Source organism: Bacteroides sp. CAG:633, assembly GCF_000435115.1.
In the GTDB taxonomy this organism is placed as follows: Bacteria; Bacteroidota; Bacteroidia; order Bacteroidales; family Bacteroidaceae; genus Bacteroides; species Bacteroides ndongoniae.
The window spans coordinates 1-14,034 of sequence record NZ_FR883042.1; the positions used below are offsets into that span (position 1 = coordinate 1).

Here is a 14,034-nt window from a genome sequence, read left to right on the forward strand (position 1 = left end):
GTAACCGCTTTGATACAGGATGGGCACCGGATTGGTGTGCATTGTATCAATGCCTCCCAACGAGTCGGCAGAAGCCATTTCTTCGGTCAGGCGGTGCAGATCGTAACGACTGTGCTTCAGCAGTTCGACCAAGAAAGTGGGTGTACCGGTTTCGAACCAGTAGCTTCCGAACCGCATTTTGGCAAACGTATTGAGCAGGCTGAAGGGGTTGTAGATGTCTTCGCTCTCCTCTGCAAAGTGATAGCCGTCGTACATCTTTTTCAGTTCAGCTTTGGTTTCCTCTTCGGTCAGTTTGTTCTCTTGCCCCAGTTCGATGATGTCTTCTTGGAAGTTGGTAAACAGTTCTTCTTCCGTAATGCCGCACAGACTGGTAAAGCGTTCGTCGATGGAGATGTCCATCAGGTTGTTCAGATCGCTGAACACGCTAACCTTGCTGAACTTGGTTACTCCGGTCAGTAGGGCAAACTTGATGTAGCGGTCGCAACTCTTCATCACGCCGTAGAAGGCTTTCAGCGTGTTGCGGTAGTCGGTCAGCAACGCTTCGTTGCCGATGGCCTGAAGCATGGGTTTATCGTACTCGTCGATGAGGATGACCACGTTACGCCCCCACTTCTCTGCCGCACGCTGTATCACCCCCTGGAAGCGTAAGGACAGGGTCGTCTCACTGGGACGGGTTTCGTACATCGCCTCCCAAGCACACAAAGCATCGTTAAGGATGCTGTACAGGCTTTCCGGTGTATCATATTTCTGGGCGTTCAAATCCAAGTGCAGGATGGGATATTCGGTCCATTCCGTCTCCAACGTCTCCATGGCAAGCCCTTCGAAAAGTTCCTTTTTCCCCTGAAAGTATGCTTCTATGGTAGAGATTAGCAGACTCTTTCCAAACCGACGGGGACGACTTAGGAAATAATACTGCCCTGATTTCACCAATTTGTAAATCAGTTCTGTTTTATCGATATAGCAGTAGTTTCCGCTACGTATCTTTTCAAAATTCTGTATGCCTACCGGATAGTTTCTTTTCATAATGCATCAGGATTTACTTGCCAATGAACCAGAAATAATATCTGTTACAAAGATAAAGATTTTTATGTCATGCACAAGCAATCTTCTTTTCCATCTTCTCTGTAAGCCTTCTGTTTATCGAGCACACTATCTTAAGACGTCAGCTTTCAGAACACTGCTTTGAACGACAGATGAAAGTCGGCACGCAGCACCCGTATCTTGTTCCATTTGCTCAAATCGACCGTTCCTTCCACTCCGTCGTCGTCTACATCCAGCGACGAACTGTTTCCACCGATCAACGAAGCACCCGCGCCCATGTAAAATCCCTTATACAGGCGGTAACTGAAGCCCAAGTCCATGTTAGCACCCAAAAAGCCGGTCGAATAAGTCGGTTGTTCCTTGTCATCGGCAAAACCTTCGGCACGGTAGTGCATATAACCTGCTCCGATGGTATACTCCATGCACAGCCGCGGGGTAATCATCCGCCGCAGCCCCACTTGTGGCGCAATGTAGTTCAGGTTCACATTCTCGGCCAGCATGCCGACACCGTCTACCTCGTAGTTCTCGGAAGCAGTGAAGAAGTTGTACTTCAAGCCCACCTGCCACAGCTCGTCCAAAAGCCAGAAAACTTCAACGTTACTGCTGAAAGCTTTATCGTAAGCATCGCGATAGCTGACACCGTAGGGCGACAGGTTGGAGTTGCCTAACAAATGCCCCGCACCAAATTCGGCTGACAAGGTAAACTTGCCTTCGGAAGAAGACTGTGCAAAAGAAGCAAAACTGACTGCTGAGAGCAGAACGAATAAAAGAATGAAGCGTTTCATCATTATAGAACTTTTGTATATTTTGGAATAAATCACGTTCCTAAATTTCCCTAACTGGGAAAAAATTATTAGATAGTTAGGAAAAAAACGAAAGCCAATAACGGCATATTTTCAGCCATGCAAGCCGAATACCTTCTGATTACATTATTGCCTTGCTCCGTAACGTGCCTTTACTGTTATCGTATCCAGAGGATTTTTCTGGTTATAAAACACACCATCCACCAGCACTTCGATCATAGGTGAAATGGATGTCACCCAGTTGACATAAAATATTTCCGCACGAACCGGATGTTCTTTGTCCGGAATATAATAAGTTTTATCCACACCTTCACCCGTTATCAGTCTGATGCAATCGGTTTTTGTTTCCAGCAAGTCATAGTCATAATCGGTTATGTAACGGGGGCTACGGCTGTCGTCAATTCCATGCAGCACCACTTTCATCACCAGGTCTTCACGAAGTACAATACCAGTCGACATAAAAAGAACAACTGAATCTGTCCATTGAAATGATCCGGAAGAAGTTACAACCGGCCTCGACTGAATCGAATTGGACAAACTAAACTGTTCTTCTCCCACCGTTCCTTCAAAATACCCCCAAAACACACTGCTTCGAGGAAAGGGGCGAGGAGTTTCTTCCACCATTTCTTCGCTATTATCACACGAGGTAAATACAGCCAAAGCCGCAAAGCCAATAAGAAGGCTTAACACGAAAATATTAAAGTGTTTCATCATTTTCTTAGATTATTGACGTGCACAAAAAAAGTCATAATAAGCAAAAATTCCAAAGGAGGGAATGTTTTTAACATAAAAACATTCACCTCCTTCTCTATATCCTTTTCAATCAACGCAACCGTTCAATTTCCAACAAATGATAATTAGCCTCATCGCCGATGTGAGTCCTTAAAGAAAGCTGGTTGTCAGAACACTCAAGCAACCACCAATAACCTTTCAAGGGAGCTCCTTCGCGGACAGTAGTAAACTGAATGCCATTATCGGACAATTGATAGGTAAACTCGTCGTAACGTTCTTCTGTTTTGACTTCACAAAAGATACCTGTACCATCCTGATAGAACTCGATACGGACATCGTTTTCATAACTCACCCCGTCAAACACGGAGGTCAGCTTACCTTTCCAAACGGACTCCCCAATCAGAGCAGTCAAATCAGAGTCATCGTCACTACATCCCGTTACTGTAAATAAAGTGAGTAAAGTAAACAAAGAAAAAGAAAATAGTTTCATCATTGTTTTCATAATCAATCGTTTTTTCAAATTCATGCACAAAAATAAATCTATTTATCTGTTTACTTTCCAAAAACAGTACGCAAGTTGTACGCAAACCACACGAAAGATTTGCGTACAACTTGCGTACAAAGAGATTTGATATTTATTTAGAAATTCCGTATAAAGCGGTCCCAGTCGTCTGGCGTACCTTCCCGACCGAACACTTTCTTGTACAGGCGTTTGCGAATGGATGTTACAGCCTGCTTACTGCGGAGTACAAGCAAAGCGATACGCTTGAAAGGCATATCTATTTTGAGTAACAAACAAACCTGGAGTTCCACTTCATTCATTGGGTACAAGTCTTTCAGCCGTTGCGTAAAATTCCGATAAGTATTATCTATCGCTGAAATCAGTTCACTCCAGTCTTCCTCCAATATCTTATCATCGGTTTCATGAAACTTTATATAAATCGCAGAAGTTTGGAACGCCTTTACTGCTTCCTGTTCCATCTTTTGCTGTGCTTCTACCTGTTCGTTGTCTTTTTCTAACGAAAGTTTTTGTGCATGGAGCAATTCTTGCCGGGAGATATCCGATGTTGTCCTCACCTCTTGCAATTCTTTTTCCAGTTCGGCTATCCGCTTTTTATTTTCTTCTATAAACTCCTGGCTCTGTCGATACTTCTGTTCTTCCAAGGCTTTTAATTTCTGCAATTGATTGATTCTGCCTTCTTCCTTTCGTTTCCGGTTCTGCCGATAGGCAAAAAACAATGCAACAACTACCACCATGCTTGCTGTAATCCAGACAATATAATTTTTCTGTTGCCTGTTCTGCATTTGCAACCGGTTGTTTTCCTCTTCCCGCAACTGATAATTGTAGAGTGCATTGATTTTGCGGACAGCTTCGGTACGGACAAGTTCACTGGTTGAGTCTGCATAAACCAGATATTTATCAAAATACTCAAACGCCTTTTCATAATTTCCCCTCAGGCGTGCGATTCTGGCCAATCCCTCATATCCTTCTTTCTTGTAGGAATACCGCTCCATCTCGGTCATTCGCTTCGAATAATAATAAGCTGAATCTATTTGATTTACACTGAAATAATAACGAGCTGCCGTACTATAACGAGGTGCTCTTTCTGCAAGACTCATCTGTGACAATGCCATTTGTAAACACTTATAAGCCTCTTTATACATCCCCAGTTGCGTATAATAGGCCGAAAGCTCCCCGTTCACTTTTCTTCTAAGAAAATTACTACCCAATCTGATTGCCAGACTATCCGCTTCCTTATAATAATAAAGTGCACTGTCCACCTGATTTAGCACACTATAGGTCCGACCAATGTTACGAATGCAATAAACCAAAGCTGCGCTGTCCCCCTCCAACAAGTTGTATTGATAACACTTCCGGAAAACAGGTAAAGCCTTGTCGTAAACGGCTTGATACAGGTACAAGATACCTATCTGACTGTAAATCCGTCCCAGCAAGTCATAATCCTTCCCATCTGCCGTTTCACTGGCTCGGATAAAGTAGTTGAGTGCCTGAGGAGCATCACCCAAGTCGGAATACACCCGCCCGGCATAATAATAAGTTTCGGGCAGGTATTTCTTGTCGTCCCGACGCTCGTAGTAGCGAAGCACGCTCCGGATAAGCGAGTCGGAGGTGTGACGGATGTAAGCCTTGTCGCGTGCCTTCACAGTCAGCAGGTCGTAATACATACGGACGGAACGGGGCTGAAGGAAGATGCTGTCGCGCAACGAATCGAGCAACGCCATCGCGCTGTCGGGATGGGTGTTAGCCAGCAAGGCCACCCGCTGCAAGGCAGGCAAACTATCGTTTCGCTTGCCACACGAGACGAAGGCAAGCAGCAGGAGAGGGAAGAAAAGCAACAGTGTGCGAAGTGTACGCATGTAAAAACAGATTTCAGATTTTTAAGTTTCCGGTTCCTCAGCTTACTTCTCCAACAGCTTCCTCAACTCGGCCACACCTTCCGAAGCCCCCTTACGGATGACATGAACCGGCCTTGAGCTGTGCGTGTCCACCGGCTTGGGGTCGATGAGATAGACTTCCGCCTCGCGGGGCACATAGTGCAGCAGACCGGCTGCCGGATAAACATTCAGCGAAGTGCCGATGATGACGAAGATGTCTGCCTGCTGCACGTATTCGATGGCAGTCTCAATCTCGGGCACAGCCTCGCCGAACCACACGATGAAGGGACGCAACTGGCTGCCGTCGCCAGCCTTGTCGCCCAAGTGCACCTCGTATTCGGAAGGCTTCAACTCCTTGATGAAGTGCGGATTGTAGGGGTCGCGACTGGAGCAGACCTTGGTCAGCTCGCCGTGCAAGTGGATAATGTGCGTACTGCCTGCGCGTTCGTGCAGGTTATCAATGTTCTGCGTCACTACGGTGACGTTGAAATCTTTCTCCAAAGCCACCACTCCCCGATGTCCCTCGTTGGGTTCCACTTCGAGCAGCTGGCGGCGACGCTCGTTGTAGAAGTTGATGACCAGTTCGGGGTTGCGCGCATAGCCTTCGGGCGTAGCCACCTGCTCCACCGGATAACGGTCCCACAACCCGCCCGCATCGCGGAACGTACTGATACCACTCTCGGCACTCATGCCTGCACCCGACAAAACAACCAGATTCTTCATAACTTGTTCCTTTCTCTTTATAATTTGACTGATTCGTACGGACAAAAATAAACGTTCTCGGGCAAAATAACTATCTTTTCTCCGGTTTTCGCACTTCTTTCGGGCCTATTCGGAAAAGAATACCGCAAAAAGTATTTATATTTGCATCAGGCAAATCAAAAAAAAGGCCGCAACAGAAAGTAAGTATGTTTTCAGACAGTTACAAAGCCACACTCAGTCATTTCCGCAACCAGTTCTTCGCATCGGAAGAACTCATCAACCTGTGGCACGGCAAGTTGCAACCACTCCCATTCCACCGACGGAGAACAGTAAGCGACTGGCAGCCGCAACAGCAATCGCGCTTCATCGAAAGTCTGATTGTAGGACAACCGCAACCAGCTCTCTTCTTCGACGGCAGCCAGACAGAATGGTACATCGTTGACGGGCGGAAACGCCTGACGGCTCTGTCTGACTTCGTCCAAGGACGGTTTGCCCTGCAGTCGCTCTACTTTCTGGGCGACATGTACGAAAACCAGCACTTCGACCAGCTTCCTCTGCTGGTAAGGCGTAAAATTCTGAACTTCAGGTTCGAAGTCAACCTGCTGAACCCCAATACGCCCGACCTGGTACGCTACGGTGTGTACACCGGCCTGCTGGCAAAAGGGAATAGCGATGTCAGCAATCCGTGTCGGGATTTCCTTTTCCCCGACGGATTTAATACGCTGAAAAGGCTTTGCCGGGAAACAAATCCGAGAAGAAGCGGTCTCCTCAGAAGCGGATTCGATGTGTATTCGCCGGAGGGAGTGACCGGGCGGCTGCTTGTCTTCCACCTTTATAGGTTGAACATGCTCCGCAGCAACTATGAAGTTCTGAAAACTCCGGTCGAAGTACTGGTGAACGAACTGCTCACACAGCCCGATCTGGAAAGCCTTGTACAGGAAAGCCGTTTTGCGGAAACCACCCGGAGGACTTTCGAACAAATAGACCGGCTCAGACTGACAACCCGGAAGCAAGCAGAAAAACAGGAAGCTATGCTGGCACTGCTTTCCGCCCAGCCCCAACAACAACCTCCCCGCAACTGGGAAGAATGGACAACAGAAGCCTGGAAAGAAATACCTGCCACCCCTCCCTACACGGGACAACTGCTGGAAAACTATCTGAAACGGTACCTTTATCTGAAACAACAACTGGAAACGAAATAATGCTGAAACACGTATACCTGAAGAACTTCAAATGCTTCGATGAACTGGCTCTGCCGCTGGGCGGACTGACACTGATAACGGGAGTGAACGGTGCCGGCAAGTCGAGCATCGTCCAGGCCCTGCTGCTCCTGCGACAAAGCAACGACGACAAGCGGACCGACCTGCACACCCACGTAAAAGCCGACGGCGACCTGGCCGACCTGACCAACGGCAATGCCATGCGCTATGCCTTGAGCGAAGATGCCGACATCCTGATCAGGCTGACCAATGACCAATCGGAAGAAGCCTGCTTCACCCTGAAGGACGCCGTGACAGACGATACGGAAATTGCCTGCATTCCTTCGGACAACATTGACCACGTACTGACAGCGTGGCCGCTCTTCGCCCCCAGCTTCGTCTACCTGTATGCCGACCGCACCGCTCCGCAAAGCAATTACCGCAAAGGGAACGCCAGCAACACCGACAGCCGCCTGGGCGACAAGCACGGCAGCAACACCGCCTTCCGCTTCTACGAAGCCATGAGCAGCAACGAACAGGTACCCGTACCAGCCCTCTGCCTGCTGGAAAAGAACCACTCCGTCTTTGCCAACGTATCGGCCTGGCTGAGCTACATCATGGGCAGCGATGTCAGCCTGGCTGCCGCACAGGAGACTGCCGACCGCGTCACCCTGAGCTACTCGAAAAACGTGCAGGGCAACGAAATAGCCTTTTCGCCCCTGAACGTAGCTTTCGGAAACTCGTATATACTACCCATTATACTGGCCGTGCTCACGGCACCGGAGAATTCGTTGCTCATCATCGAAAACCCGGAAGCCCACCTGCATCCGTCGGCACAGTTCCGCACAGGGCAACTGCTGGCACTGGCCGCCGAACACGGCATACAGATTATAGTCGAAACCCACAGCGACCACCTGCTGAACGGCGTGCGGGTCATGGCCAAAGCTGGAATGGAAGGCAAAGGCCGGACAGATGCCGGCAAGGTGGAAATACACTATATTTATCAGGACAAGGACCATCCCGAACTCCATCTGAACGAACGCATCGTGCTCGAAGAAGACGGCACCTTGGACCACTGGCCGCAAGGATTCTTCGACGAATGGGAACTGGCCTTGCGCCAAATCAACCAACCTTAACCTCCTTCTTCAGCCACTACCCCTCATGGAACTTCTGCTCAACGACCAATCGTACCAGTGCAACGGAAAACTGTGCGAACACTGGGAAGCTATAAGCTGTTTTGGCATCCTTGCCGACCGGCTGAAAGAATACGGCGTAGACAAGATTGTCTGTCCGCAAGGCTACAAGAGCCTGCCTCTGGGCGGAGTGGCATGGAAAGACTGTTACCTCCAGATGGAAGAACTGAACGACGACCAGCGGATGGAAATCGTCACCCTGATGGACAGCACCCTGCGCGAAGCCCGCCCCGACGAACTGGATGCCGACACCGTGTTCTGCGAAGAAGCAGACTTCAGCAACCCTTCCGCCGCACTGGGCAAAGCCTGTACGGACGACCGCCCTGTGGTGAGTTTCACCTTTCGGGAAGTAGACAAGCGAGACACCATCGAGGGTTTCCTGCGTGCAGGTACCAGCAAAAAAGTACAAAAAGCCACCGTAAAAAACCTGTATCGGGCAGAAACCGGGCAGATGGCTGTCTGCCTCACCTCGTTGAAGGAATGCAAAAGGAAGAACCCTGAAAAAGAGCCCTTATGGAACCAGGAAATGGTGACCAAATATCTGTCACGGATAGGACACGAAGACAACCGCCACTCCGCCTCGACGGAAGAGAAGCAGGCCTACCTCATCGAACACGCTACCCAAATAGCTCTGATGAACGGATGGTGTCTGCACACGCGATTGTCGCGCATCAACTCGAACAACGAGCAGAAAAGAGTTATCTTCTACTCCAAAGCTTTCAAGAACACCGCAACCTACCTTTGTATCGACCTGGAGCACGAAGATATCCGTTTCGAACTGTGCGACTACGCTGGCAGGCACTTGAAAGAAATCAAACACAACGGTCAGACAACCGATGCCACTCCGCAGCGGAGCCATAACATCAGAGTATGAAAAGGCGGCATCACGCCTTGCAATTGAATCGCCGCACACAGTTCAACTTCTTAGTAAACAAAGCTATAGGACGCAAACAAGCGCGGCCGTAAAGATTAAGAACCGGCAACATCCTGCAGATATCTTCTTCCGTTCTGTCCAATATTCGGCTTTCCAGCCTTGTTAACTATCTACTTGTCAACTACATGTTGAGCTTGCGAAACATGAATAAAATAAGAAAAATTAAATAACCAAACGCCTTATCATTCAAATAAAAGGCGTACTTTTGCCACTCATTCATTTGCAACGGGCAGATAATCAGTACTGCCCCACCAACGAAAAAACGACTTATGGACAAATTCAGTTATGCAATCGGCCTTGGAATAGGTCAGAACTTATGGAGCATGGGTGCCAAAGGCATCGTAGTAGAAGACTTCGCACAGGCCATCAAAGATGTGCTGGAAGGCAACCAGACAGCCATCAGCCATACGGAAGCACGCGACATCGTGAACAAATACTTCGAAGAAATGGAACAGAAGATGAACGCGGCAAACATCGAAGCCGGACAGAAGTTCCTGGAAGAGAACGGCAAACGCCCCGGCGTAGTCACACTGCCCAGCGGCCTGCAATACGAGGTCATCAAGGAAGGCAACGTAGGCCACTATGCCAAAGCTACTGACCAGGTACAGTGCCACTACGAAGGTACGCTGATAGACGGAACCCTGTTCGACAGCTCCATCAAGCGTGGACAGCCCGCTACGTTTGGCGTCAACCAAGTGATCCCCGGATGGGTAGAAGCCCTGCAACTGATGCCCGAAGGTGCCAAGTGGAAACTCTACATCCCCAGCGAACTGGCCTATGGCGCACAGGGAGCCGGCGAAATGATTCCGCCTCACAGCACACTGATATTCGACGTAGAATTATTGAAAATCTTATCCAAATAATAAACTTAAAAGCAAAATGAAAAAAGTATCAATCGTCATGGCTCTGGCAGTAGCCGCCGGTATGGCATCTTGTACTGCACAAAGTCCGAAAGGAAACATCAAGACGGACATCGACTCATTGTCTTATGCCATCGGTATGGCACGTACTGAAGGCTTGGAACAATATCTGGCACAACAAGGCATCGACTCAACTCAAATGTCTACCTTCCTGAAAGGTTTCAACGAAGGTGCTCAAAAAATCAGCAAAGAAGACGTAGCCTACATGGCTGGTCTGCAGATTGGTCAGATGGTAAGCAAGCAATGGGTAGAAGGCTTCAACCAACAGATCTTCGGTGAAGACTCTACACAGACACTGAGCCGCGAAAACATGCTGGCAGGATTCGTAGCCGGAGTAGTAGGTAAGGGTGGCGCCATGGAAATGGCTCAGGCTCAGGACTACATGCGTACCAAGATGGACATTATCAGAGAGAAAGCCATTGAAAAGAAATATGCCGACAACAAGGCTGCAGGCGAAAAGTTCCTGGCCGAGAACAAGACTAAGGAAGGCGTGGTAACTACCGAAAGCGGTCTGCAATATAAAATCATCACCAAAGGTACAGGTGCCATCCCGGCCGATACCAGCAAGGTGAAGGTAAACTACAAAGGTACCCTGATCGACGGAACAGAGTTCGACAGCTCGTACAAGCGTAAAGACAAAGACGGCAAGTCGCAACCCGCTACTTTCCGCGCCAACCAGGTGATCAAAGGCTGGACTGAGGCTCTGACCATGATGCCTGTAGGTTCGAAGTGGGAACTCTACATCCCCTACGACCTGGCTTACGGTTCAAGAGAAACTGGCGGACAGATCAAACCGTTCTCTACACTGATCTTCGAAGTAGAACTGGTAGGTATCGAAAACGACAAGAAGTAGTTATAAGATAGCGTTTCCTATCAGAACGTTATTCCGGGCGGATAAGACAGATGCACAGAAAAAAGCCTGTCTTATCCGCTTTTTCTTTTGTTTTTCACAATTTTCCTTTCCATTTTATAGAGAAATTAAAATAAAGTCCTATATTTGCTTACTATTTGATAAGAACAAGAACTTTACTAATTTACTATTATGGAAAAAATAGACAATCTTGACCGGCAGATTCTGGAAATCATTTCCCAGAACGCCCGTATTCCTTTCAAGGATGTAGCTGCCGAATGCGGCGTATCGCGTGCTGCCATCCACCAACGTGTGCAGCGTCTGATTGATCTCGGTGTCATTGTAGGTTCGGGTTATCACGTCAACCCTAAATCCCTTGGATACAGAACCTGCACGTATGTGGGTATCAAGCTGGAAAAAGGTTCCATGTACAAGACGGTAGTGGCACAGCTGGAAAAGATTCCCGAAGTAGTGGAATGCCACTTCACCACTGGTCCGTACACCATGCTGACCAAGGTATATGCCCGCGACAACGAGCACCTGATGGACCTGTTGAATAACAAAATGCAGGAAATCCCCGGCGTAACCGCCACCGAAACACTGATTTCACTGGAACAGAGTATCAAGAAAGAAATACCTATCTGTCCGGAGAAATAAGTCATGGATTTTCTGAACACATACCATCTTGCCGGACTGTTCATCGGCATCTGTACGTTCCTCATCATCGGCCTGTTCCACCCCATCGTGGTAAAGGCCGAATATTACTGGGGTACCAGATGCTGGTGGATATTCCTTTTGCTGGGTATCGGGGGAACAGCTGCTTCGGTGTGTATCGACAACATTCTGCTGTCGGCCCTGCTGGGTGTTTTCGCCTTCTCGTCGTTCTGGACCATTAAGGAAATTTTCGAACAGGAAGAACGAGTAAAGAAAGGCTGGTTCCCCAAGAACCCGAAACGTACCTACAAGTTCTGACAGGTGCGTCTCCTCCCTCCACTACTTTCGTTTATGTAACATCGACTTTCGTTCACGTAACATAGACTTTCACTTATGTAACATCGCCGCCCCATCGCGGTGACGCAACTTCCACATGTCACCTTGCTCTCACCACGACACAAGGATTGCGGAAGCTGTAAGGTAAAGTTTCAACGTAAGCATCTTATTATAAGCAAAATACAGTGAAACATGCTACAAAATTGCCCTCGCCGCGCCCCATTTGTGAAACTGCCGTGAAACGTCATCTTTCACCACACCCGCCTATGTATCAGCACACAAAGAACGTTAGTGAAGGCATGAAGGATAATTCCGTAAAAACAGTATAATTACGAGTGTAATGAGGCACTTTACAGCCGTAAAGTAGTACATGGCAGTCACAAACAGGCTCGTGAGAGAGACACCAGTACGGCTCGTGAGAGACACTTGCACGGCTCACGAGAAACACTTGCACGGCTCACGAAGGACACTTGCACGGCTCGGACAACCGTCCCGCCCCTCCTTTTTTAAGACTTCAACCATCAAAAAAACAAGTGAAAAAACAGAAAATGCTTGCATATTTCAAGCAAAAGCATTACTTTTGCCCCCGCATCCGACAAAAGGATACACCGGACTTGTAGCTCAGTTGGTTAGAGCAACAGACTCATAATCTGGAGGTCCCAGGTTCAAGCCCTGGCTGGTCCACGTTAAGAATCAAGCACTTACGAGAAATCGCAAGTGCTTTTTCTTTTATACAGTGACCTTCAGGTGACCTTTTTGAAGCGAAACTCTGTAATAGTGACCTTCTGTAATTCCATGAAATTACAGAGAGTTTTTATAGATTTTTAAATAGAGAGAGTGGCTAAATCTGGCTTTTTAATAAATCGCTGCGATTATTCGTGTAAGGGATAAGATAAGACCGCAATAACTTGTCGAGGAATTATTTCGTAAATCTGTATAAGAAATATACCTACCTGAAATCAAAAGAGTTAGAAGAATTACCTCGTTTTGGGGTAATGAGTTGGTAACCGTTCCAATTGCCGTAGTCTGCATCGCTTTGCTTGTTCGGGTAACTCTTACGGATGCAAAAGTACGAAAAATATTCCGACTGGAATAATCATTCCCAATATTCTTTCAGCTGATTGGCATCCACTCTTATGCCGTTTGAGGCTTAAGGCAAATTGCAAACAAGGAAGCCACGGTAAAAGCAACTCTTATCCATAACAAATGAATGCATTGCATTTCCTCAGAGGTTTAGGTTGTCATGCGGGAAGCTATGTGTCAGTCGGTTAAAACCTTCAACATGAATATACTGGTTGCCGTATGCCCGGAATCTCCGAGTTGACCATCCAACAGCTGAAATCCCCGTTCCTTATACATATCAATGGCTTTACCAAACGAAGGGAATGTTTCTATATACAGGCTGGTATAGCCCGCTCCCTTTGCACGGCAGACAATCAAATCAAGAATCATGCCTCCCAATCCTTATCCTCGGACAGCAGGCGATAAATAATACTTGACTATTTCAGCACACTTGCCGGGCAAGCCTTTGGTGGGATAGAAGCCACAGCCTCCTTGAATCTCTCCGCCGTAATCAATCACCCAATATTCTGCATTTACATTTTCAACCGACTGACTGATGCAGTCCGTGACAGGGTCATCATACACCGTGCCTGTACGCGACACACCAAATTCATCAATAACACATCGTATCAGACGAGCCATTTGAGCATTATCCGTTTCCTTGATTGGACGGATGATAAAACCATCTTTTGTCTCCATATTGTTATCAGTTTATTTCCTATTCCTACAAAGATTCTCTTTGTTTTCGGGCAATGAATCTGTAGCCATTCCATTTACCGTGGTCTGCATTACTATATTCAGGCTGAATATTTGACATCCACACTTATGCTGTTTTAGAGTTGAAGCAATTAACAAGCAAGGAGGCTACGGTAAAAGCGATTCCTACTCCTACCACACCCGTCCATCCACAATGTTGCCAAAACAGACCTGAAACGAATGTTCCGGCAGAACCGCCCAAGAAGTAAATGGTCATATAAACGGTATTGACCCGGTTGATGGCGGATGCATCGAGGGCGACCACGCTGGTCTGATTGGACAGATGGATGCATTGCATTCCTGCATCAATCAACAGGATAGCGACTATCATCCACACATAGCTGGAATTCCCCCAAAATGCCAAGAACCATGCAGCCAATACCACACATCCTCCGACAATAGAGAAAAACCTTGCTCCATACTTTTGGATATAGCCGCTAATGAATACAACCGTA

15 protein-coding genes, 1 tRNA gene and 1 pseudogene are annotated in these 14,034 nt (G+C 47.7%); 8 read left to right on the top strand and 9 right to left on the bottom strand.

The genetic code is table 11. The features are described 5' to 3' along the window. The 6 genes from QVP67_RS05735 to QVP67_RS05760 all read right to left on the bottom strand — a co-directional run. A partial coding sequence (locus QVP67_RS05735) for an ATP-binding protein (protein WP_288179947.1) occupies positions 1 to 1,023 on the bottom strand: 1,023 nt, incomplete at its 3' end. Positions 1,024 to 1,169: 146 nt separating this feature from the next. Further along, positions 1,170 to 1,826: a hypothetical protein gene (locus tag QVP67_RS05740; RefSeq protein ID WP_022162609.1), complete on the bottom strand. Its 657-nt coding sequence runs from the start codon at positions 1,824 to 1,826 to the stop codon at positions 1,170 to 1,172. A 144-nt stretch (positions 1,827 to 1,970) separates the two neighbouring features. After that, positions 1,971 to 2,558, bottom strand: coding sequence for a DUF5025 domain-containing protein (locus QVP67_RS05745; protein ID WP_288179948.1), 588 nt, complete (start codon positions 2,556 to 2,558; stop codon positions 1,971 to 1,973). Positions 2,559 to 2,667: 109 nt separating this feature from the next. Further along, positions 2,668 to 3,078 carry a hypothetical protein gene (locus QVP67_RS05750; RefSeq protein ID WP_022162611.1) on the bottom strand — a complete coding sequence of 137 codons (411 nt, stop codon included), beginning with the start codon at positions 3,076 to 3,078 and terminating at the stop codon, positions 2,668 to 2,670. A 137-nt stretch (positions 3,079 to 3,215) separates the two neighbouring features. Then, a complete protein-coding gene (locus QVP67_RS05755) occupies positions 3,216 to 4,955 on the bottom strand; it encodes a tetratricopeptide repeat protein (protein WP_022162612.1) in 1,740 nt (579 codons plus the stop codon). Positions 4,956 to 4,997: 42 nt separating this feature from the next. Continuing rightward, positions 4,998 to 5,696, bottom strand: a complete 699-nt coding sequence (locus QVP67_RS05760; protein ID WP_022162613.1) for an SIR2 family NAD-dependent protein deacylase — start codon at positions 5,694 to 5,696, stop codon at positions 4,998 to 5,000. 185 nt (positions 5,697 to 5,881) lie between these two features. Here QVP67_RS05760 and QVP67_RS05765 point away from each other — a divergent pair, with 185 nt between their 5' ends. The 8 genes from QVP67_RS05765 (at position 5,882) to QVP67_RS05800 (ending at position 12,445) form a co-directional block, all read left to right on the top strand. Beyond that, complete coding sequence (locus tag QVP67_RS05765) at positions 5,882 to 6,877, top strand: DUF262 domain-containing protein (protein ID WP_022162614.1); 996 nt, start codon at positions 5,882 to 5,884, stop codon at positions 6,875 to 6,877. After that, the gene (locus tag QVP67_RS05770; protein WP_022162615.1) at positions 6,877 to 8,010 is read left to right on the top strand and encodes an AAA family ATPase; all 1,134 of its coding nucleotides are present in this window, start codon (positions 6,877 to 6,879) and stop codon (positions 8,008 to 8,010) included. The genes QVP67_RS05765 and QVP67_RS05770 overlap by 1 nt, the downstream gene beginning before the upstream one ends. Before the next feature lie 25 nt (positions 8,011 to 8,035). Further along, positions 8,036 to 8,941 carry a hypothetical protein gene (locus tag QVP67_RS05775; protein WP_022162616.1) on the top strand — a complete coding sequence of 302 codons (906 nt, stop codon included), beginning with the start codon at positions 8,036 to 8,038 and terminating at the stop codon, positions 8,939 to 8,941. A gap of 329 nt (positions 8,942 to 9,270) precedes the next feature. Continuing rightward, positions 9,271 to 9,864 carry an FKBP-type peptidyl-prolyl cis-trans isomerase gene (locus tag QVP67_RS05780; protein WP_022162617.1) on the top strand — a complete coding sequence of 198 codons (594 nt, stop codon included), beginning with the start codon at positions 9,271 to 9,273 and terminating at the stop codon, positions 9,862 to 9,864. A 16-nt stretch (positions 9,865 to 9,880) separates the two neighbouring features. Beyond that, positions 9,881 to 10,774, top strand: coding sequence for an FKBP-type peptidyl-prolyl cis-trans isomerase (locus tag QVP67_RS05785; protein WP_022162618.1), 894 nt, complete (start codon positions 9,881 to 9,883; stop codon positions 10,772 to 10,774). 189 nt (positions 10,775 to 10,963) lie between these two features. Continuing rightward, positions 10,964 to 11,428, top strand: a complete 465-nt coding sequence (locus QVP67_RS05790) for an Lrp/AsnC family transcriptional regulator (RefSeq protein ID WP_022162619.1) — start codon at positions 10,964 to 10,966, stop codon at positions 11,426 to 11,428. Between the two features lie 3 nt (positions 11,429 to 11,431). Continuing rightward, positions 11,432 to 11,743 carry a DUF4491 family protein gene (locus QVP67_RS05795; RefSeq protein ID WP_022162620.1) on the top strand — a complete coding sequence of 104 codons (312 nt, stop codon included), beginning with the start codon at positions 11,432 to 11,434 and terminating at the stop codon, positions 11,741 to 11,743. A 628-nt stretch (positions 11,744 to 12,371) separates the two neighbouring features. After that, positions 12,372 to 12,445 (top strand) — tRNA-Ile (locus tag QVP67_RS05800). A gap of 576 nt (positions 12,446 to 13,021) precedes the next feature. Here QVP67_RS05800 and QVP67_RS05805 read toward each other — a convergent pair. The 3 genes and pseudogenes from QVP67_RS05805 to QVP67_RS05815 all read right to left on the bottom strand — a co-directional run. After that, positions 13,022 to 13,213, bottom strand: coding sequence for a hypothetical protein (locus QVP67_RS05805; RefSeq protein WP_022162621.1), 192 nt, complete (start codon positions 13,211 to 13,213; stop codon positions 13,022 to 13,024). Positions 13,214 to 13,225: 12 nt separating this feature from the next. Further along, positions 13,226 to 13,522, bottom strand: coding sequence for a GNAT family N-acetyltransferase (locus tag QVP67_RS05810; RefSeq protein ID WP_022162622.1), 297 nt, complete (start codon positions 13,520 to 13,522; stop codon positions 13,226 to 13,228). 124 nt (positions 13,523 to 13,646) lie between these two features. After that, a pseudogene (locus QVP67_RS05815) lies at positions 13,647 to 14,034 on the bottom strand (MFS transporter); the annotation flags it as partial.